At 69.3% G+C, this 18,543-nt stretch carries 20 protein-coding genes; 13 read left to right on the forward strand and 7 right to left on the reverse strand.

Translation table 11 applies throughout. The annotated features are described in order from the left end of the window. The first annotated feature begins 523 nt into the window (after window positions 1-523). The 5 genes from ABIA71_RS18175 (at window position 524) to ABIA71_RS18195 (ending at window position 5,327) form a co-directional block, all read left to right on the forward strand. Entirely contained in the window at window positions 524-1,159 is a 636-nt protein-coding gene (locus ABIA71_RS18175; protein WP_354287083.1) for a PepSY-associated TM helix domain-containing protein, read from the forward strand. Between the two features lie 20 nt (window positions 1,160-1,179). Continuing rightward, entirely contained in the window at window positions 1,180-1,698 is a 519-nt protein-coding gene (locus tag ABIA71_RS18180; protein ID WP_354287085.1) for a DUF2271 domain-containing protein, read from the forward strand. Between the two features lie 123 nt (window positions 1,699-1,821). After that, complete coding sequence (locus tag ABIA71_RS18185) at window positions 1,822-2,628, forward strand: DUF4198 domain-containing protein (protein ID WP_354287087.1); 807 nt, start codon at window positions 1,822-1,824, stop codon at window positions 2,626-2,628. Window positions 2,629-2,742: 114 nt separating this feature from the next. Beyond that, window positions 2,743-3,723: an FAD:protein FMN transferase gene (locus ABIA71_RS18190; protein WP_354287222.1), complete on the forward strand. Its 981-nt coding sequence runs from the start codon at window positions 2,743-2,745 to the stop codon at window positions 3,721-3,723. Continuing rightward, a complete protein-coding gene (locus ABIA71_RS18195) occupies window positions 3,720-5,327 on the forward strand; it encodes a sulfite reductase subunit alpha (protein WP_354287089.1) in 1,608 nt (535 codons plus the stop codon). The genes ABIA71_RS18190 and ABIA71_RS18195 overlap by 4 nt, the downstream gene beginning before the upstream one ends. Before the next feature lie 105 nt (window positions 5,328-5,432). Here ABIA71_RS18195 and ABIA71_RS18200 read toward each other — a convergent pair whose 3' ends face one another. The 4 genes from ABIA71_RS18200 to ABIA71_RS18215 all read right to left on the reverse strand — a co-directional run bounded on the left by ABIA71_RS18200 (window position 5,433) and on the right by ABIA71_RS18215 (window position 8,591). Then, complete coding sequence (locus tag ABIA71_RS18200) at window positions 5,433-6,032, reverse strand: HutD/Ves family protein (protein WP_354287091.1); 600 nt, start codon at window positions 6,030-6,032, stop codon at window positions 5,433-5,435. A 14-nt stretch (window positions 6,033-6,046) separates the two neighbouring features. Next, complete coding sequence (locus ABIA71_RS18205) at window positions 6,047-6,760, reverse strand: murein L,D-transpeptidase catalytic domain family protein (protein ID WP_354287224.1); 714 nt, start codon at window positions 6,758-6,760, stop codon at window positions 6,047-6,049. 26 nt (window positions 6,761-6,786) lie between these two features. Then, window positions 6,787-7,854, reverse strand: a complete 1,068-nt coding sequence (locus ABIA71_RS18210; protein WP_128098014.1) for a L,D-transpeptidase — start codon at window positions 7,852-7,854, stop codon at window positions 6,787-6,789. Between the two features lie 437 nt (window positions 7,855-8,291). Next, window positions 8,292-8,591 (reverse strand): ComEA family DNA-binding protein, encoded by a 300-nt coding sequence (locus ABIA71_RS18215; RefSeq protein ID WP_258224161.1) that lies wholly within the window; start codon window positions 8,589-8,591, stop codon window positions 8,292-8,294. 230 nt (window positions 8,592-8,821) lie between these two features. Between ABIA71_RS18215 and ABIA71_RS18220 the strand changes: the two genes are divergently transcribed. The 4 genes from ABIA71_RS18220 to murU all read left to right on the forward strand — a co-directional run bounded on the left by ABIA71_RS18220 (window position 8,822) and on the right by murU (window position 12,455). Continuing rightward, the gene (locus ABIA71_RS18220; protein ID WP_354287094.1) at window positions 8,822-10,315 is read left to right on the forward strand and encodes a M20 family metallopeptidase; all 1,494 of its coding nucleotides are present in this window, start codon (window positions 8,822-8,824) and stop codon (window positions 10,313-10,315) included. Window positions 10,316-10,385: 70 nt separating this feature from the next. Further along, the gene (locus tag ABIA71_RS18225; protein WP_128098016.1) at window positions 10,386-10,661 is read left to right on the forward strand and encodes a GlsB/YeaQ/YmgE family stress response membrane protein; all 276 of its coding nucleotides are present in this window, start codon (window positions 10,386-10,388) and stop codon (window positions 10,659-10,661) included. Between the two features lie 58 nt (window positions 10,662-10,719). Beyond that, window positions 10,720-11,745 (forward strand): aminoglycoside phosphotransferase family protein, encoded by a 1,026-nt coding sequence (locus ABIA71_RS18230; protein ID WP_354287096.1) that lies wholly within the window; start codon window positions 10,720-10,722, stop codon window positions 11,743-11,745. Next, window positions 11,742-12,455: an N-acetylmuramate alpha-1-phosphate uridylyltransferase MurU gene (gene murU, locus ABIA71_RS18235; RefSeq protein ID WP_354287098.1), complete on the forward strand. Its 714-nt coding sequence runs from the start codon at window positions 11,742-11,744 to the stop codon at window positions 12,453-12,455. The genes ABIA71_RS18230 and murU overlap by 4 nt, the downstream gene beginning before the upstream one ends. An 82-nt stretch (window positions 12,456-12,537) precedes the next feature. Here murU and hda read toward each other — a convergent pair whose 3' ends face one another. From hda to ABIA71_RS18250, 3 genes are read right to left on the reverse strand one after another with little or no spacing between them, the layout of a single operon-like run. Beyond that, complete coding sequence (hda, locus tag ABIA71_RS18240) at window positions 12,538-13,248, reverse strand: DnaA regulatory inactivator Hda (RefSeq protein ID WP_137188798.1); 711 nt, start codon at window positions 13,246-13,248, stop codon at window positions 12,538-12,540. Then, window positions 13,245-14,417: an AI-2E family transporter gene (locus ABIA71_RS18245; protein WP_354287100.1), complete on the reverse strand. Its 1,173-nt coding sequence runs from the start codon at window positions 14,415-14,417 to the stop codon at window positions 13,245-13,247. The genes hda and ABIA71_RS18245 overlap by 4 nt, the downstream gene beginning before the upstream one ends. After that, window positions 14,414-15,535 (reverse strand): DUF2066 domain-containing protein, encoded by a 1,122-nt coding sequence (locus ABIA71_RS18250; protein ID WP_354287102.1) that lies wholly within the window; start codon window positions 15,533-15,535, stop codon window positions 14,414-14,416. Before ABIA71_RS18250 ends, ABIA71_RS18245 begins: the two co-directional genes overlap by 4 nt. A 108-nt stretch (window positions 15,536-15,643) precedes the next feature. On the opposite strand from ABIA71_RS18250, the gene purM reads away from it, so the two are divergent. From purM to purN, 4 genes are read left to right on the forward strand one after another with little or no spacing between them, the layout of a single operon-like run. Continuing rightward, entirely contained in the window at window positions 15,644-16,699 is a 1,056-nt protein-coding gene (gene purM, locus ABIA71_RS18255) for a phosphoribosylformylglycinamidine cyclo-ligase (protein ID WP_354287104.1), read from the forward strand. A 20-nt stretch (window positions 16,700-16,719) separates the two neighbouring features. Next, window positions 16,720-17,211 carry a hypothetical protein gene (locus ABIA71_RS18260; protein WP_354287106.1) on the forward strand — a complete coding sequence of 164 codons (492 nt, stop codon included), beginning with the start codon at window positions 16,720-16,722 and terminating at the stop codon, window positions 17,209-17,211. Between the two features lie 17 nt (window positions 17,212-17,228). Beyond that, the gene (locus tag ABIA71_RS18265) at window positions 17,229-17,870 is read left to right on the forward strand and encodes a DUF2238 domain-containing protein (protein WP_502961279.1); all 642 of its coding nucleotides are present in this window, start codon (window positions 17,229-17,231) and stop codon (window positions 17,868-17,870) included. Beyond that, a complete protein-coding gene (gene purN, locus ABIA71_RS18270; RefSeq protein ID WP_354287108.1) occupies window positions 17,867-18,526 on the forward strand; it encodes a phosphoribosylglycinamide formyltransferase in 660 nt (219 codons plus the stop codon). The genes ABIA71_RS18265 and purN overlap by 4 nt, the downstream gene beginning before the upstream one ends. Window positions 18,527-18,543: the final 17 nt, after the last annotated feature.

The following is an 18,543-nucleotide window of genomic DNA, read 5'->3' on the forward strand; positions in this document are numbered from 1 at the left end:
GGGGGGGGGGGGGGGGGGGGGGGCGGCGGCCCCCCCCCCCCCCGCGCCCCCCCCCCCCCCCCCCCCCCCCCCCCCCCCCCCCCCCCCCCCCCCCCCCCCCCCCCCCCCCCCCCGACAGTTGGTCGGGGGCCCCGGCGCAGTCAAGGGCGGGGGAGCAAGAGCAAGAGCAAGAGCAACAGCAGCCGAGCAACGCTCGGCTCTACCGGGTCGCGGCTTGGTTTTTGCCGAGCCATGCTCGGCACCCCTCTCCAAACAATGGCCAACAGCCCGCTCTTCCCCTGCGCACCGACATTCTGTCAACGGGACGGCGGGTATGGGTTCGCGGGACCCTCCACCGCATGGATGCGGTGGCGGAGCCCACATGGACGTGCTTGCGGCGTGTCCCGTGAACCCATACCCGCCGTCACGCCCCGGCAGACCAAAGTGCCGCCGTGCTTTGAGCTTTAGGCTTTGGCCCAAACCACAAATTGCGAACCATTCTCATCAATGGTGTAATTCGCCATTCAATAAAAGCCCACCCCCAGTGCCCACTCCAACCTCCAGCGTGCAGCAGCAACAAAGTCGCGGCTTCTGGCTGCGCACCCTGCACCAGTGGCACTGGATCAGCTCGGCCGTCTGCCTCATCGGCATGCTCCTGTTTGCCGCCACCGGCATCACCCTCAACCATGCCGCCCGGATCGAAGCCACCCCGCAGGTCGTCAACCGCCAGCTGACCCTCCCCGCCGACCTGCTCGCCGGGCTCGGCGACCGCGCCGACGGCAACGCCCCCCTGCCCCGTACCGCCACCCGCTGGCTCGATGCCCAGTTGAACATCTCCATCGGCCGCCGCCCCGCCGAATGGTCCGATGGCGAAATCTACCTCTCCATGCCCAGCCCAGGCGCAGACGCCTGGCTCAGCATCGACCGCGACAGCGGCGCAGTCGAATACGAAGCCACCATCCGCGGCTGGGTCTCCTACTTCAACGACCTCCACAAAGGCCGCAACGCCGGGCCCGCCTGGGGCTGGTTCCTCGACGTGTTCGCCGGCGCCTGCCTCGTCTTCTGCATCACCGGCCTCTTCCTGCTCCACCTCCATGCCCGCCAGCGACGCATGACCTGGCCCCTGGTCGGCCTCGGCCTGATGATCCCCCTGCTCATCGCCCTCATCCTCATCCACTGATCGCCCCACGGAGCCGCACCATGCGCGTCACCCTGACCATCGCCCTGAGCGGCCTGCTCGCCACCAGCCCTGCCTACGCCGCCACCCTCGACATCAACGTCGAAGTGCCCAAGCTCACCGTTGCCGAGTATCACCGCCCCTACGTCGCAGTGTGGCTCGAAGGCGCTGACCAGAAAGTCGCCGCCAACCTCTCGGTCTGGTACCAGCAGACCGGCAACAGCGAAGGCCATGGCACCAAGTGGCTGCCCGACCTGCGCCAGTGGTGGCGCAAAAGCGGCCGCACCCTGGACGTGCCCGTCGACGGCGTCACCGGCCCCACCCGCCCCGCCGGCAAACAGGCCCTGTCGTTCAACGACAAGCAGCCCGCGCTGAAGGCCCTGGCCCCCGGCAACTACACCCTCGTGGTCGAAGCCGTGCGCGAAGTCGGCGGCCGCGAACTGCTCAAAATCCCCTTCACCTGGCCGGTCACCACCGCCCAGAACGGCAAGGCGCAGGGCGCCACCGAACTCGGCCTGGTCACCCTCAGCGCCAAACCGTGACCTCCCGCCCGCCTTCGCCGGCGGGCACACCACCTCCCCGCATCGCCGCGTAGCATCGGCGGTCGGACCGTTCCCCGTTCACCGGGCATGTCCCTCGCACCTGCCCCCTACATGGAGTTGTTGATGAAGCGCTCGCTCGTCCTAGCCGCCGCCCTGGCCGCCGCACTTCCGTTCTCCGCCCTGGCCCACAAGGCCTGGCTGCAGCCCTCGCAGACCGTCGTTGCCGGCGAGACGCCGTGGATCACCGTCGATGCGGCCGTGTCCAACGACCTGTTCTACTTCAACCACGTGCCGCTGCGCCTGGACAACCTCATCATCACCGCCCCCGACGGCAGCCTGGTGCAGCCGCAGAACGCGGCCACCGGCAAGTTCCGCAGCGTGTTCGATGTCGAGCTCACACAGCAGGGCACCTACCGCCTGGCCACCGTCAACAACGGCCTGTCGGCCAGCTGGGAAGAAGACGGCAAGCCCAAGCGCTGGCGCGGCACCCCCGCCACCTTCGCCACCGAAGTGCCGAAGAAGGCCAAGAAGCTGCAGGTCTCCCAGTCGGTTGGCCGGGTGGAAACCTTCGTCACCAACGGTACCCCCAACGACACCGCGCTGAAGCCGACCAGGCAGGGCATCGAAATGGTTGCGCTGGGCCATCCCAATGACCTGGTCGCCGGCGAAGCGGCCCGCTTCCGCGTGCTGGTCGACGGCAAGCCGCGCGCCGGCCTGGCGTTCGAGATCACCCGCGGCGGCACGCGCTACCGCAACGCCCAGGACGAGATCAAGGTCACCAGCGACAAGAAGGGCGAGTTCAGCGTCACCTGGCCCGAGGCCGGCATGTACTGGCTGGAAACCGGCAGCGAGGACAAGAAGACCTCGCTCAAGCAGGCCAAGACCCGCCGCCTGAGCTATGTGGCCACCCTCGAAGTGCTGCCGCAGTAACACAACGCGCAGTTCCGCTTGAGGCCGCATCTGCGGCACGCCCCCTCCCCGGTGGAGGGGGCCTTTACCAGGATCGATGAGGGTGCGGGCCGCATGCCCTCCCTGCCCCAGCCCATGAACGACGAACACCTCGACATCGCCAGCCTCGGTGGCCACACCATGGGCACCACCTGGCAGGTAAAGCTGGTGGTCGCGCGCACGCGCGACCTGCACCCCCTGCATGCCGGCATCCAGGCCCAGCTCGACGCCATCGTGGCGCAGATGAGCACCTGGGAAGCCAACAGTGACATCAGCCGTTTCAACCGTGCCGCGCCCGGCAGCGCACAGCGCGTGCCCGACCTGTTCGCGCACGTGGTAGACGCCGCCGTGGACATCGCCCGCCGCAGCGCGGGTGCCTTCGACCCCACCGTGGGGCCGCTGGTGGCGCTGTGGGGGTTTGGCGCGCACGCGCACGCACAGCGCATTCCCGACCCCGCCACGCTGGCCGCCACCCGCGCGCGCTGCGGCTGGCAGCGCCTGCACTGGGCCGATCAGACCCTGCAGCAACCCGGTGGCGTGGAACTGGATCTGTCGGCCATCGCCAAAGGCTTCGGCGTGGACCAGGTCAGCGCCTGGCTGCGCCAGCAGGGCGTGCATGCCGCGCTGGTGGAAGTGGGCGGTGAACTGCACGGTTACGGCCGCAAGCCCGATGGCCAACCCTGGCGCGTGCTGGTCGAAGCCGGTCCCGAGGAAGAAGCCAGCACCGCATTGCCGCCACGGGTGCTCGCGCTGGACGACCTGGCCGTGGCCACCTCCGGCGACCGCTGGCATCACTTCGAACAGGACGGCGCGCAGTTCAGCCATACCCTGGACCCGCGCAGCGGCGCGCCGGTCACGCGTGCGGCGGCCGCCGTCACCGTGGCCGCACGCGACGCGATGCAGGCCGACGGCTGGGCCACCGCACTGACCGTGATGGGCGTCGAGCAGGGTCTGGCCTTTGCCCGCGAGCACGCGCTGGCCGCGCGCTTTGTCAGCCGCGGCACGCAGGGCATCGAAGAGCACCTGAGCCCGGCCTTCGCACAGCTGCTGGATGCACCACAGGCGCCGCCCGCATGAGCCGTCCGACGCGCGCCACCGTGGGCAACCTGCTGGTGATCGCCGTGCTGGTGGTGCTGGCGTGGCTGCTGCTGCGCCTGCACCTGCAGGCGCCGTGGTGGCAGGGTCCACCGCTGGCGTCGCACTGGCGCATCGCCGCCGCCAGCGTGTTCGGCTATGCCGTGCTCTGCGCCGCGATCTGGTGGCGGGGGCGTCCACGCGACGATGCCGCGGTAGCGGGCGGGCCGGTACCGCTGCTGCTGGTCTGGGCCAGCCAGACCGGCTTTGCCCAGCAACTGTGCGAGCGCAGCGCCGAGACCCTGCGCGCGGTGGGCGTACCGGTGCGGCTGCGCGGCCTGCACGAGGTGGATGCCAGCACGCTGCAGCAGGCCACGCAGGTCCTGTTCATCGCCAGCACCACCGGCGAAGGCGACGCGCCCGACCACGCGCTGCCGTTCCTGCGCACGGTGATGCCGCAGGCGCTGGCACTGCCACAGCTGCAGTACGGCGTGCTGGCACTGGGCGACCGCAGCTACGGGCACTTCTGCGCGTTCGGCCACCAGCTCGATGCGTGGTTGCGCCAGCACGGCGCGCACCCGTTGTTCGACACGGTGGACGTGGACAACGCCGACCCGGCCGCGCTGCGCCACTGGCAGCAGCTGCTGGGCCAGCTGGGCGGCACCGCCACGGACCTGCCCGACTGGACCCCAGCCGATTACCTGCACTGGCAGCTGCGCAGCCGCACGCTGGAAAACCCGGGCAGCCCCGGGGCCGGCACCTGGCGCGTATCGCTGGTGCCCGCCGACGGCGTCCTGCCCGCGTGGCAAGCCGGCGACGTGGTGGAAATCGGCCCACGCCATGCCCCGGCCGCGGTGGATGCGTGGCTGGCCACCACCGCGCTGGACGGCACGCAGCAGATCGACGGCGACACCCTGCACGCGCACCTGTCGCGCGCGCACCTGCCCGATGCCGATGAAGCACCGGCCGACGACCCGGCCGCGTTGGTGGCGTCGTTGCGCCCGCTGCCACACCGCGAGTACTCCATCGCCAGCATGCCCGGCGAAGGCCACGTGCAGCTGTTGCTGCGCCGCCAGTTGCGCCCAGATGGCACGCCCGGTCTGGGCAGCGGCTGGTTGTGCGACCACGCCGCGCTGGGCGACCGCATCGACCTGCGCTTCCGCAGCAACCCGAATTTCCACGCCCCTGCGCCGGACGCCCCGCTGATCCTGATCGGCAACGGCACCGGCATCGCCGGGTTGCGCGCGCACCTGCGTGCCCGCATCGACGCCGGCGCGCGGCGCACCTGGCTGCTGTTCGGCGAGCGCACGCAGGCGCACGACTTCTACTTCGGCGACGAACTCACCGCCTGGCAGCAGGCCGGCTGGATCGAACACCTGGATACGGTGTTCAGCCGCGACGGCGGCGAACACCGCTACGTGCAGGATCGCCTGCAGGCGCACATCGACCGGCTGTGGGAATGGTCACGCGAAGGCGCCACGATCCTGGTCTGCGGCAGCCTGCAGGGCATGGCCCCTGCCGTGGACGCGGTGATCGAACGCGCCCTGGGCCGCGAAGGCAAGGAAGCGCTGATCGTGGCCGGGCGCTACCGGCGCGACGTGTACTGAGTGCTTGGACGCGGCAGCACCGGCCCGCAACGGAGCCGCCTTCGATACAGGTGATGCCACCACCGAACGCTGCACACGCTATCGGCAGTCGATCGGGATGCGACCCTACCGCGCGCTCAGTCGGATCGCGAGCAGTTCACCGCCACCACGCAGCGCAAATCGTTTGCGCGGGCCAGCCGCCAGCCAGGCGGTGTCGCCGGCGTCCATCGGCGGCAGGTCGGTGTCGCCCTCGAACTGCGCCTGTCCGGCCAGCAGATGAATCGCCCATGCCACCGCCGGTTCGGTGAAGAAGAACATGCTGCCCACCAGCGGCCGGTGCAGCAGTTCGGCTTCCAGCGCGTCGCGGCGCCACATCAGGTTGAAGTCGTGGGTGAGGCCGTCCACCAGCTCGCCGTGGATCTCCGCTTCGCCGGCAAACCGCATCCGGTCATGCGGGGGCAGCAGCGTATGCACGGCCCCGTCGGCGAAGCGCAGGCGCAGGCCTTGCCCGCGCAGCAACACCAGTTCGCGCTCGATGCCGGGGAACGCGGAGAACGCGGCATCCTGCTCGATCTCGGCGATCGACAGGCGCACCTGCCACTCCCCGGTATCGGGCACGCGCAGGATTTCCCGCGTCCAGCCCAGGCCATTGCGCCAGCGCTCGCGGCGGTACTCGAAACTTGGAATCACGCGCGTGGCCGCGCTCAGGACGGTATCGGTCGACATGCCGGCATTGTGCCTCAGCCGGCGCGGCCGCCGCAGTCCGGACCCAGCAGCTGCGAACGCGCCAGCCAGTCTTTGTCAGGGTAGTAAGCGAACACCATCGCACCGTCACGCAGGCTGTTGATGAGCGGCTTGGCCACGGTCAGCCGCACCGCCGGGCAGCCAAGGCTGCGGCCGAGCCGGCCCTGCAACCGGGCCATGGTCGGGTTCACGTACGGGGCGCCGTGGATGACGATGGCGCGGTCGCGCGCATGGTCGTTGAAGCCCGGCTCCAGCCCTTCCAGGCGCAATGAATAGCCATTGCCGCCCATGTAGGTTTCCTTCGCGGTGAACGCGCCCAGGCTGGACATGAAGCTGCCATCGCGATTGGAAAAATGTTCGGTCTGGTTGCCCCCGCTGTTGCGGCCATGCGCCACCCATTCCTCGAACAGCAGTTTCTGCCGGGCCAGGTCGAACACCCACATGCGCTGCTCGGTGGACGGGCGCGAGTAGTCGATCACGCTCAGCCGGGTCGGGTCGATGCCCAGCTCCGGCCGTCGCAGTGCGCAGGTCATCGCCTTGGCCGCCAGCTGCAGCACTTTGCGGTCGGCGCCCGGCGCCGCGCGCGCCAGCATGTCGGCCAGCTGTGCCGGCGGCAGGGCGGCCGGCGCGGCGGCCGCGCACGCGCCCACGGCCGACCCGGCCAGCGCCAGCCCACACAGGACAGTTCGAGTTCTCCGGGTCATGCGCATGGACGACATACCAACAGGGCCAATCCTTACAAGGTGGACCCACCCGCGTCCGATTCCAACACCGGCTGCAGGTTCTGTTCATCGGCCACCGGGCGTACCGCCGGCAGGCTGGTCACCAGCAGCGTGGTGCCGGGCACCAGCGCCTTGTACAACTGCTCGGCAAATTCCGGTGGCAGCGCCATCGGCAGGCTGGGCGTAGCCAGCAGGTCCGGGCTGGCATTGCCCGCGCTCTGCCCCAGCAACGGGTAGGCGGTCCACTTGTGCAGGCGCTGGTGGGCGTCCAGCGGGCTGGGTACATCCGAGTAGCCCTGCTGCATCACGAACAGGGTGGTGCCCTCGAACGCCGGCAGGGCTTTGGCCTCCAGCCGCGATTCGCCGATCAGCACCCCATCGCGCAGCACGTACAGGCGCTGGTCGTGCAGGCTGACCAGGATGCCCACCTGGCCACTCGGCGCGGCCGCGTCGTTCCAGTAATGCGCCGGCGCATCGGTGGTTTCCACCAACGGCTTGCCGGTGCTGTTCACCGGGGCCAGCACCGCCGGGTAGGCCAGCGTCATCGGCGCGCTCTTGGCGTCGGCCACCACCACGGTGTCGCCGCGCCGGGTTTCACCGAACAGCTTCTGCGCGAAGGCCTGCGGCAGGCGCACGCAGCCGTGCGAGGCCGGGTGCCCGGGCAGGTTGCCGCCGTGCAGCGCGATGCCGTCCCAGGTCAGCCGCTGCATGTAGGGCATCGGCGCACTGTTGTAGAGGTTGGACTTGTGGTCCTTGTCCTTCTGCAGAATGGTGAACACACCGGTCGGGGTTTCATGCCCGGTCTTGCCCGAGCTGATCGTGCTCAGGCCGATGGCGATGCCGTTGCGGTACACATACGCGCGCTGCTCATCCAGGCTGACCACCAGCACGATCGGCCCGGCCGGCGAGATTTCCGGATGCCAGAGAAACTCGCCCGGCTTGAGATCGGTGGGCCCGCGCGGTGCGGCGGTGGCTTTTTCAGCGCTCGTGCTGGCCGGCGGCGCAGCAGCCGCGGCCGAGCAGAATCCGCTGGCGAACAGGGTGGCCAAGGCCAGGGTAAGCAACGCGCGGCGTGGTGCCATGGGGTCATTCCATCCAGTGATGCGCAGACGCTACACCAACGCACTGCATGTAGCAGGTGTTCGCCCGGTGTTGATCAAGACAGCCACGCATGGCGCGGCGTTGTCGGCGCGCACACACCACGCCGTCCAAAAAGAAATTGCCCGGCCACGCATCCCTGCGCAGTACCGGGCAATCGTCACATCCTTGTCGGCATCCCGCCTTCCCCCTGTGCATCCTGCCCAGTATGGGTGCCGGCCATGCTCCCTGCACTCGGCCGTATCCTGTTCCGCCATCACAGCCCTTCCCGGGTCTGGATGCCACCGTCCTGGTGGATCCGCGCCATTCCTTCCGCGCCGCATCCCTGCGCACCGCGTCCCTGCGTATGTCGGTGTCACCGCGCGTCCTGCGCGGCGACCAGTGACCGGCTCCCTGCCCGTCCCCGACCTGTCCTGTCTGGTCAGCGCCTCGGTACGGATGCCGGCAACGCCCTCCTGGGCGGTTCCGCGGCGGGGCTCTTCATGATCCCCGTCGTCATCCGTTGTCGATTCCGTTCGACCGTTGCTGTCCCTATCCCCTTCACCCGCGTCAAATCCTCGACGCGAAGGAAGTGGCCGTGTTGTCGCCGGTACGCGACGATCGCGTCGGCCTTGCGTGGCCCCACGTTCGCCAGTCCCTGCTGCAGCGTCGACGCATCTGCTGTATTGATGTCGATCCGGTCGGATGCTTGCGCAGCCGCCATCAGCAACAGTCCCAGCACCAGCGCCTTACACGAAAACCAAGGCCCCACCTTGCTACTCCTTGTGGCTCGGCACCCGGTGCCTGCCGGCTATCCCGTCGGAAGCGCCAGTGTGCCTCGCCACATACACACAGCCTATCGTCCACAGCGACTTCACACAGCCAGCCAAATACCTGACGTCGTGTAGGGAAATCCCTACCCCGCTCCCGGGCGTAGAATGTGAGGACTTGCCAATGCATCCGGAGTGTCAGATGGACAGCACCAAACTCGGCCAATTCGTCAGTGAGAAGTGGGACAGCGAAATCGTCCCGCAATTGGTCGATTACATCCGTATTCCCAACAAATCGCCGATGTTCGACGCAGATTGGGTGGCCAATGGGTACATGGAGCAGGCCGTCACCCTGATGGAAACCTGGGCCCGTGCCCAGAACCTGCCGGGCCTGACGGTGGAGGTGGTGCGCCTGGAAGGCCGCACGCCGCTGCTGCTGCTGGAAATCCCCGCCTCCGGCGCCGAAACCGGCGACGACACCATCCTGCTGTACGGCCATCTGGACAAGCAGCCGGAAATGACCGGCTGGGACGACGACCTGGGCCCGTGGGTGCCGGTGCTGCGCGGCGACAAGCTGTACGGCCGCGGCGGCGCCGACGACGGCTACGCGATGTTCGGTTCGCTGGCCGCCGTTCTGGCGCTGCAGGAACAGGGCCTGCCGCATGCGCGCTGCGTGGTGCTGATCGAAGCCTGCGAAGAATCGGGCAGCTACGACCTGCCGGCCTACGTGGACCACCTGGCCGACCGCATCGGCAAGCCGTCGCTGGTGGTGTGCCTGGATTCGGGCTGCGCCAACTACGACCAGCTGTGGTGCACCACCTCGCTGCGCGGCCTGACCGGTGGCAACTTCTCGGTCAAGGTGCTCAACGAAGGCGTGCATTCCGGTGATGCCTCCGGCGTGATCCCGTCCAGCTTCCGCCTGCTGCGCCAGCTGCTGTCGCGCATCGAGGACGAGAACACCGGCCGCATCCTGATCGACGGCATGAATGTCGAGATCCCGGCCGAGCGCCTGGAACAGGCCAAGCGTGCCGCCGACGTGGTGGACACCGCGATCTTCGAGAAATTCCCGGTGGTCGACGGCCTCAAGCCGATGAACGAAGACCTCACCGAGCTGGTGCTCAACCGCACCTGGCGCCCGGCGTTGTCGGTGACCGGCGTGGACGGCATGCCGCCGCTGGCGTCGGCCGGCAACGTGCTGCGCCCGCATACCGCGGTGAAGCTGTCGCTGCGCCTGCCGCCCACCGCCGACGGCAAGGCCTGTGGCGAGCTGCTCAAGGAAGCGCTGCTGCGCGACCCGCCCAATGGTGCGGAAGTGAAATTGGACCTGGAAAAGGCCTCCAGCGGCTGGAATGCGCCGGCGATGGCGCCGTGGCTGACCCAGGCCATCGACGACGCCAGCCAGACCTTCTTCGGCAAGCCGGCGATGTACATGGGCGAAGGCGGCTCGATCCCGTTCATGGGCATGCTGGGCGAGAAGTTCCCCGGCGCGCAGTTCATGATCACCGGCGTGCTTGGCCCGCACTCCAATGCGCATGGCCCGAACGAGTTCCTGCACATTCCGATGGGCAAGAAGGTCACCGCGTGCGTGTCCAAGGTAATCAGCGAGCATTACGCGGCCAGCCTGCGCGGTGAGACCAGCGGTTCGCCGGTCGCCGCCGACAGCGGCACCCGCCACGGCGGCCACGGCTGCTGCTGATTGCGTCACGCCGTGACGGACGCAGCCTGGCCTTGCTAGGCTGCGTCCATCCTTCGACGGCGTAGATGGCATGAACGGACTGTTTGGCAGCACCAGCTGGCTCTACATCATCCTGGTCGGCTTTTTCGTCGGCCTGCTCGGGCGCTTCTTCATGCCCGGCAACAACCGCATGGGCTGCCTGTTGACCATCGTGCTGGGCATCGTCGGCGCACTGCTGGCCGGCTGGTTCGGCCAGTACATGGGCTGGTATGCCGCCGGTGAGCCGGCCGGCTTCCTCGGCGCGGTACTCGGTGCGGTGGCCGTGCTCGCCCTGCTGCGGCTTGTGAGCGGCGGCGACAAGCGCTGAGCCCCCGTATTTTTCCTATTCTCCTGGCGCCCCCGGTGCCGCTTCGACGTACCTGTCCATGAACGATCCTGCTTCCGATCCCCAGCGCGCCGAACTGCGCCGCCAGTGGGCCAGCACCGCGCTGAACGACCCGCAGCTGGCGCTCGACCGCGCCTCGGTCGACGCCGGGTTCCGCAGCTACTGGCGTGCCACCAGCTCGCGCGGCAGCCACATCGTGATGGACTCCCCGCCCGGGCTGGAAGATGTGCGCCCGTGGCTGCGCATGCACGACCTGCTGGAACCCAATGGCGTGCGCGTGCCGCAGGTGCTCGAGCGCGATGTCGAACAGGGCTTCCTGCTGCTGGAAGACCTGGGCGGGCCCACGCTGGCCCGGCACATCGACGACAGCAATGCCGACGCGTGGTTCGATGCCGCCTTCGCGCAGCTGATCCGGCTGCAGCAGATTCCCGTGCCCGAGGGCATGGGCAGCTTCGGCGAGGCGCTGCTGCAGCGCGATGCCGGGCTGTTCGACGAATGGTTCCTGCAGCGCCACCTGGGCCTGCAGCTCGACTGTGGCGAGCTGGAGCAGCTGCAACTGATGCACCGCCGGCTGATGGACAACGCCCTGAACCAGCCGCAGGTGCTCACACACCGCGACTTCATGCCGCGCAACCTGATGCCGGTCGACGGCGGCCCGGCCGTGCTGGACTTCCAGGACCTGGTGCGCGGGCCGATTGCCTACGACCCGGTGAGCCTGTTCAAGGACGCATTCCTGAGCTGGCCGCTGGCCAAGGTGGATGCGTGGCTGGCGCGCTACCACGCCCAGGCACTGGCCGCCGGCCTGCCGGTGCGGCCGTGGCCGCAGTTCCTGCGCGACGCCGACTGGATGGGCGTGCAGCGCCACCTCAAGATCCTGGGCCTGTTCGTGCGCCTGCGTGACCGCGACGGCAAGGGCCACTACTTCGACGACGCGCCGCGCTTCATCGCTTATCTGGACGAAGTGCTGCCGCGCCATCCCGAACTGGCCGCGCTGGACGACCTGCTGCAGCGGCGCATCAAACCGGCGCTGGCGCAGCTGGCCAGCCCGGTGCTGGCGCGCCCATGAAGGCCCTGATCTTCTCGGCCGGCAAAGGCGAGCGCATGCGCCCGCTGACCCTGCACACGCCCAAGCCGCTGCTGGTGGCCGGCGGCAAGCCGTTGATCGCCTGGCATCTGGAAAAACTGGCGGCCGCGGGCATCCGCGAGGTGGTGGTCAACACCTCGTGGCTGGGCGACCAGTTCGCCCCCGCCTTGGGCGACGGCGCGCGCTGGGGCCTGCGCCTGCACCTCATCGACGAAGGCGCGGTACCGCTGGAAACCGGCGGCGGCATCCTCAACGCCTTGCCGCTGCTTGGCGATGCGCCGTTCCTGGTGGTCAACGGCGATGTCTGGACCGACCTGGCGTTCAGCACGTTGCCCGACGCGCCGGCGGGCGATGCGCACGTGGTGCTGGTCGACAACCCGACCCAGCATCCGCGCGGCGATTTCATCCTGCACGGCGACGGCCGGGTCAGCGACGAAGGCGACGCTGCGCGACTGACCTATGCCGGTATCGGGGTGTACCGGCCGCAGATTCTCGATGCGTGGCGCGCCGTGATCGGCGACACCGTCGGCGCGCAGGCGCAGCCGCCGCAGTTCGGCCTGGCGCCGTTGCTGCGGCATGCCATGGCGCAGGGCCGCGTGAGCGGACAGCACCATGGCGGCCGCTGGACCGATGTGGGGACGCCGGCGCGGTTGGCGCAGTTGGACGCGCAGTTGCGGTCCCCGCACGGGTAGCAACGCGGGAACCCACCCTGGGCAACCCGGCGGCTCTACCGCCGGTGGGGCCGTCTTCGGAGCAGCCGACCAACGGTCGGCTCTACAGGCGGTGGGGGCCGTCTTCCAAGACCTGCCGCAGGAACGGCACGGTGATGCGGCGCTGTGCGGCCAGCGATTCGCGGTCCAGCCAGTCCAGCAGGCTGACCAGGCTGCCCAGTTCGCGGCCGGTGCGGGTGAGCAGCCATTCGATCGCCGCTTCGTCGATGGCCAGGCCACGGCGCAGCGCGCGTTCGCGCAGCACCGCCGCGCGGCCTTCGTCATCCAGCGGTTGCAGCTGCACGCGGACGCACTGCTGCAGCCGCGAGCGCAGGTCCGGCAGCACCAGGCCAAGCTGGTCCGGGCCGTGCTGGGCGGTATACAACAGGGTGATGCCGGCACTGCGCGCGCGGTTGTGGAAATCAAACAGCGCCACTTCGTCCTCGCGCTGCCCGGCCACTGCATCCAGCCCGTCCAGCGCGACCAGGTCCCGCCCTTCCAGCGATTCCAGCGCGGCACGGGTGCGGCCCACCACCGCCTTCAGCGGCAGGTAGGTCGGCTGGCGGCCGGCCTGTTCGGCCAGCGAGCACATCGCCAGCGCCTGGTGGGTCTTGCCGGTGCCGGCGGCGCCTTCCAGGTACACCCAGTCGTGCGCGGCCCCCACCGCGATCGCACGCAGCTGCGCCAGCGCACCATCCGGTGCACCGATGAAGGTTTCCAGTCGCTCGTCCTGCGGGTAGCGCAGGGCGAGCGGCAACTGCGGAACGACGCTCACTTGGAGTCAGGCGCCTTCGGTGAGGTATCCACGATGATGGTGGGCGTGTCGATGTACGAATCGAGCACGATCGCCGACTTCTCGCCGGCATACAGGTCGCTCTGGCGGTAACGCTGGTGCGCATAGCGCAGCAGCACGTTGCTGACCGCCGCCACCGGCAGCGCCAGCAGCATGCCCAGGAAGCCGAACAGCTGGCCACCGGCCATCACCGCGAAGATCACCGCCACCGGGTGCAGGCCGATCTTGTCGCCGACGATGCGCGGGGTGAGCACGTAGCTTTCCAGCAGCTGGCCCACGGTGAACACCACGCCGACCAGGATCAGCAGCTTCAGGTCGAAGCCCTGCGCCTGCACCAGCGCGGCCGCGATGGCCATCACGATGCCGGTGGTGGCGCCCAGGTACGGGATGAAGCTGATCAGGCCCGCCACCAGCCCGATCAACAGGCCCAGCTTCAGCCCCACCAGCGACAGGCCGGCGGCATACACCACGCCCAGCGCGATCATCACCAGGAACTGGCCGCGGATGAACGCGCCCAGCACCTCGTCGGACTCGCGGGCCAGCTTGGTGATGGTGCCGATATGGTTGCGCGGGATCATCGACGCCACCCGCTCCACCAGCTTGTCCCAGTCACGCAGGAAGTAGAACGCCAGGATCGGCAGCAGGAGGATGTTGACCACCCAGGTCACCATCGTGAAGCCCGAGCGCGACACGTAGCCGAAGAAGGTCTTGGCGAAGCCGCCAGCCTGCTGCCAGTGGCTGCGTACCCATTCGATCAGCCGGTCCGGGTCCATCCACTGCATGATCTCCAGACCGGTCTTCTGCTCGAACCACGGAATGCCGGTCTGCATCAGCCACTGCTGGGCCTGCGGGATGGCCGCCACCAAGGTGGCGATCTGGCGCTCGATCATCGGCACCAGGATCAGCAGCGCGGCGGTGATCAGCAGGATCATCGCCACGAACACCAGCACCACGCCGGTGTTGCGCGAGCGGCCGGTGGCCTCGATGCGGTCGACCAGCGGGTCGCCCAGCCAGGCCAGCGCCAGGGCCAGCACGAACGGGGTGAGGATCGGGCCCAGCAGCCAGATCACCCAGCCCACTGCCAGCGCCGCCAGAACGTATTTGAGGCGGCGCAGGAACTGCGCGATCTCGGCTTCGGGAGTGAGGATCATCGCAGTCGGTACTCGTTGCTGGCCGGGGGCGGCGGCGTGCCGGGGGCGTCATCGCCATCGACCGGCACCGGCAGCGGGGCCAGCGGCACGATCACGCCGTTGTCGCCGAGCATGCGGTTCAGGCCGGACAGGCCGGTGGTCATTTCCAGCGACAGCTCCAGGCGGTTGCCCGACGCGCGCAGCGGGGTGATGGTGCGCACCACCGGGTTCTCACGCAGGCCGGCGGCCAGGCGCAGGTAGTCCTCGGCACTGTCCAGCCCGCTCACCACGATGGTGTAGCTGCCGGCCGCGCCGGTAGCGGCCCCGGCCTTGGCGTAACGCCGGACCAGCGCGTCGGCGGCGCCGTCGGCGCCGCTGGCCATGGCACGGCGGGCATCGCTGTCCTTGGTGGTCCACTTGTTCAGTTCCTTGCCACCGTCCACGAACACCCAGTCGGCCACCCAGCCGCCGTTGGCGCGGTACAACTTGCCCACCAGCTGCATGGGCGGGGCGTAGCGCGAAGAGGCGCGGGCCACCGCGGCGGTGTCCTGGCGCCAGATCGCCCCCACCAGTGCCTGTTCGGCGGCGCTGCCACCGGGCAGGCCCAGCTTGTAGCCGCGCTCGATGGCCCGGTTCAGCAACGGGCGGGCCGCGTTGGCCTGCTGCACGCTGACCAGACGCGGGCCGCTGCCATCGTCGATGGCCAGCCAGACCACCGGCTTGGGTCGCGGCTGCGGCCACAACGGCAGCCCCAGCGCGGAAATCAGGCCGTCGACGTCGTCCTGGCGGAAGCGTGCCACCAGCGTGGTGCGGAAGCTGGGCGCCCCGCTGGCCGAGGTGCTCTGGTCCTGGCGGTAGTCATAGCTGGCCACGTAGTCCTTGGCCCCGCGCAGGGCCTGGGCCACGCCCGGGCGGCCCATCACGCTGCGGTCGCCGGACAGCTTGGCCAGCACATTGCCCAGCGCGCGCGCCAACGCGCCGTTGCGGTCGGCGTCGGCCTGGCTGTTGACCGGCACTTCGGCCTCGTAGGCACCCGTGGCGCTGGCCACGTCGCCTTCGGTACGCAGGCCGCTCTGGGCCATCGTGGCCACCGGCAGGCATAGCGTGAGGAGCATCATCAAAAAGAGGCTGCGGCGCATCAGGACTTCCATTGAGCGTATCCGGGGGGAATTGTTGCCCGAATAGGGCCTGCGCGCCAACGTGGCCTGTTAAAATCGCCGATTCACCCCAGCGCAGCGCCGACGCCCGTGACCAACTCCCCGTCCAACCCCTCTCCCCTGACCTACCGCGACGCCGGTGTCGACATCGACGCGGGCAATGCACTGGTCGAGCGCATCAAGCCGCTGGTCAAGCGCAGCTTCCGGCCCGAAGTGATGGGCGGGCTGGGGGGCTTCGGCGCGCTGTTCGACCTCTCCAACAAGTACCGCGAGCCGGTGCTGGTGTCGGGCACGGACGGCGTGGGCACCAAGCTGAAGCTTGCACAACAGCTGGGCCGCCACGACACCATCGGCATCGATCTGGTGGCCATGTGCGTGAACGACGTGCTGGTGCAGGGCGCCGAGCCGCTGTTCTTCCTGGACTACTTCGCCACCGGCAAGCTGGACATCGACACCGCCGCGGCGGTCGTGGGCGGCATCGCCAATGGCTGCACCGAGGCCGGCTGCGCGCTGATCGGCGGCGAAACCGCTGAAATGCCCGACATGTACGCCCCGGGCGAGTACGACCTGGCCGGCTTCACCGTGGCCGGGGTCGAGAAGAGCGAGCTGAAGGACGGCGCCAGCGTGGCCGCCGGCGACGTGCTGATCGGCATCGCCTCCTCCGGCCCGCACTCCAACGGGTACTCGCTGGTGCGCCGCATCTACGACCGCGCCGGCCAGCCGGCCGACCTGGAGCTGGACGGCGGGGTCAAGCTGGTCGATGCCCTGATGGCCCCGACCCGCCTGTACGTCAAGCCGATCCTGGCGCTGCTGAAGGAACACGGCGCGGCCATCCACGGCATGGCCCACATCACCGGCGGCGGCCTCACCGAGAACATCATCCGCGTGGTGCCCGAGGGCCTGGGCCTGGACATCCAGGCCAACGCCTGGACCCTGCCGCCGGTGTTCCAGTGGCTGCAGAAGGAAGGCGCGGTGGCCGACAGCGAAATGTGGCGCACCTTCAACTGCGGCATCGGCTTCGTGCTGATCGTGGCCGCCGACCAGGTCGAGGCGGTGGCCGCCGCGGTCAGCGCGCAGGGCCTGGAGCACTGGACCATCGGTGCGGTCACCGTTGCCGACGGCGCAGAGCGCGTCAAGATCGGTTGATCCCGCCCATGGAGCCCCGCATGGATGCCACCGCTCCACCGCCGCTGCCGTCCCGCGTGCCAGCGGGATCGCCGCGCGGCGGCCAGGACGACGCCGCGCAGCTGCGGCTGTTGTCGGTGCTGCACTACGTGATGGCCGGGTTCACCGCGCTGTTTTCGCTGTTTCCGGTGATCTACCTGGTGCTCGGCATTGCGGTGCTCAGCGGGGCCATGCCGGTGGACAGCAGCACGGCATCGTCGCCGGGCGAGGTCCAGCTGATGGGCTGGGTGTTCACCGGCCTGGGTACGGTGTTCTTCCTGGGCATGCTCGCCACGGCCGGCCTGGTGGGCTACGCCGGGCGCTGCCTGGCGCGTGAGCAGCGCCACACGCTGTGCATGGTCGCCGCCGGGGTCTGCTGCATGTTCATGCCGCTGGGCACCATCCTCGGCGTGTTCACCCTGGTCACCCTGACCCGCACCTCGGTGCGTGAGCGCTTCGCGCACGGCGCCGCCCTGCCCCCTTCCACGCACTGACCTTCCGGCTGACGCGCATGAACCACCGTGGCCGCAGTGCCCGTTCGTTTTCGATGGCCAAGAAGCTTGCGCTTGCCGCCGTGCTGGCGATCTTCGCGGCCAGCTGGATCCACCCGCTGTGGCCGCTGGAGCAGACCCTGCACAGCTCGCTGACCGTGATCGGCCTGGTGGCGCTGTGGTGGGTGGACCGCCGCTGGGGGCTGGGCAACGGCGCGTTCGCCGCGATCTGCGGCTTCATCGCCATCCACTGCATCGCCGCGCGCTGGCTGTATTCCAACGTGCCCTACGACGCGTGGCTGCAGGCCGCGCTGCACTGGTCGCCGAACGCCGCCTTCGGCTGGCAGCGCAACCACTTCGACCGGCTTATCCATTTCCTGTACGGCGTCTGCTTCACCCCGGCGCTGCTGCAACTGGCGCGCCATGCGTGGCCGGCGCTGCGCATCGGCCAGGCCTTCACCCTGGCGGTGATGGTGGTGATGTGCTCCAGCCTGGCCTACGAATGGCTGGAATGGGGCATCGCGCTGCTGCTGTCGCCCGAAGCGGCCGAGGCCTACAACGGCCAGCAGGGCGACATGTGGGACGCGCATGCCGACATGCTGCTGGCCACGCTGGGCAGCCTGCTGGTCTGGCCGATGGCCCAGCGGAGCACGCAGCGATGAGCGCACCGGCACGCCTGGCGGTGCTCGCCTCGGGGCGCGGCAGCAACCTGCAGGCGATCACGAAGGCCATCGCGGCCGGCCAGCTCGACGCAGAAGTGGTGGCGGTGCTGTCGGACAAGCCCGATGCGCCGGCCCTGCAGCAGGTGGCAGCCGAACAGCGCTGGGCGCGCTCGCCGAAGGACTTCCCCGACCGCGCCGCCTTCGATGGCGCACTGGGCGACGCACTGGCCGGGTTCGCCCCGGACTGGGTGGTCTGCGCCGGTTACATGCGCATCCTGGGCCAGGCCTTCGTCGAACGCTTCGATGGCCGGCTGGTCAACATCCATCCGTCGCTGCTGCCGCTGTACAAGGGCCTGCACACGCATGCCCGCGCACTGGAGGCCGGTGACGCCGAGCATGGGGCCAGCGTCCACTTCGTGGTGCCCGAACTGGATGCCGGCACCGTGCTGGCGCAGGCGCGGGTGCCGGTACTGGCCGGCGATACCCCCGAAACACTGGCCCAGCGGGTGCTGGCGGTAGAACACCCGCTGCTGATCGCCAGCCTGCAGTGGCTGGTGTCCGGCCGCGTGGCTGAACGCGAGGGGCGGCTTCACCTCGACGGTCACCCCCTGTTTAGCCCCTTGCGCCTAGATTCCGCCGGTAAGCTGAACAGGTGAGCGGCGCGCACACGCGC

This window comes from Stenotrophomonas sp. 2619 (assembly GCF_040548725.1).
Classification (GTDB): domain Bacteria; phylum Pseudomonadota; class Gammaproteobacteria; order Xanthomonadales; family Xanthomonadaceae; genus Stenotrophomonas; species Stenotrophomonas maltophilia_AP.

Coding starts and splice junctions, on each gene's coding strand:
- ABIA71_RS18210 (WP_128098014.1), bottom strand. CDS start 7,854: ATGGCACCACGCCGCGCGTTGCTTACCCTGGCCTTGGCCACCCTGTTC.
- ABIA71_RS18180 (WP_354287085.1), top strand. CDS start 1,180: ATGCGCGTCACCCTGACCATCGCCCTGAGCGGCCTGCTCGCCACCAGC.
- ABIA71_RS18220 (WP_354287094.1), top strand. CDS start 8,822: ATGGACAGCACCAAACTCGGCCAATTCGTCAGTGAGAAGTGGGACAGC.
- murU (WP_354287098.1), top strand. CDS start 11,742: ATGAAGGCCCTGATCTTCTCGGCCGGCAAAGGCGAGCGCATGCGCCCG.
- ABIA71_RS18185 (WP_354287087.1), top strand. CDS start 1,822: ATGAAGCGCTCGCTCGTCCTAGCCGCCGCCCTGGCCGCCGCACTTCCG.
- ABIA71_RS18245 (WP_354287100.1), bottom strand. CDS start 14,417: ATGATCCTCACTCCCGAAGCCGAGATCGCGCAGTTCCTGCGCCGCCTC.
- purN (WP_354287108.1), top strand. CDS start 17,867: ATGAGCGCACCGGCACGCCTGGCGGTGCTCGCCTCGGGGCGCGGCAGC.
- ABIA71_RS18260 (WP_354287106.1), top strand. CDS start 16,720: ATGGATGCCACCGCTCCACCGCCGCTGCCGTCCCGCGTGCCAGCGGGA.
- ABIA71_RS18200 (WP_354287091.1), bottom strand. CDS start 6,032: ATGTCGACCGATACCGTCCTGAGCGCGGCCACGCGCGTGATTCCAAGT.
- ABIA71_RS18195 (WP_354287089.1), top strand. CDS start 3,720: ATGAGCCGTCCGACGCGCGCCACCGTGGGCAACCTGCTGGTGATCGCC.
- ABIA71_RS18250 (WP_354287102.1), bottom strand. CDS start 15,535: ATGCGCCGCAGCCTCTTTTTGATGATGCTCCTCACGCTATGCCTGCCG.
- ABIA71_RS18265 (WP_502961279.1), top strand. CDS start 17,229: ATGAACCACCGTGGCCGCAGTGCCCGTTCGTTTTCGATGGCCAAGAAG.
- ABIA71_RS18230 (WP_354287096.1), top strand. CDS start 10,720: ATGAACGATCCTGCTTCCGATCCCCAGCGCGCCGAACTGCGCCGCCAG.
- ABIA71_RS18225 (WP_128098016.1), top strand. CDS start 10,386: ATGAACGGACTGTTTGGCAGCACCAGCTGGCTCTACATCATCCTGGTC.
- ABIA71_RS18205 (WP_354287224.1), bottom strand. CDS start 6,760: ATGCGCATGACCCGGAGAACTCGAACTGTCCTGTGTGGGCTGGCGCTG.
- ABIA71_RS18190 (WP_354287222.1), top strand. CDS start 2,743: ATGAACGACGAACACCTCGACATCGCCAGCCTCGGTGGCCACACCATG.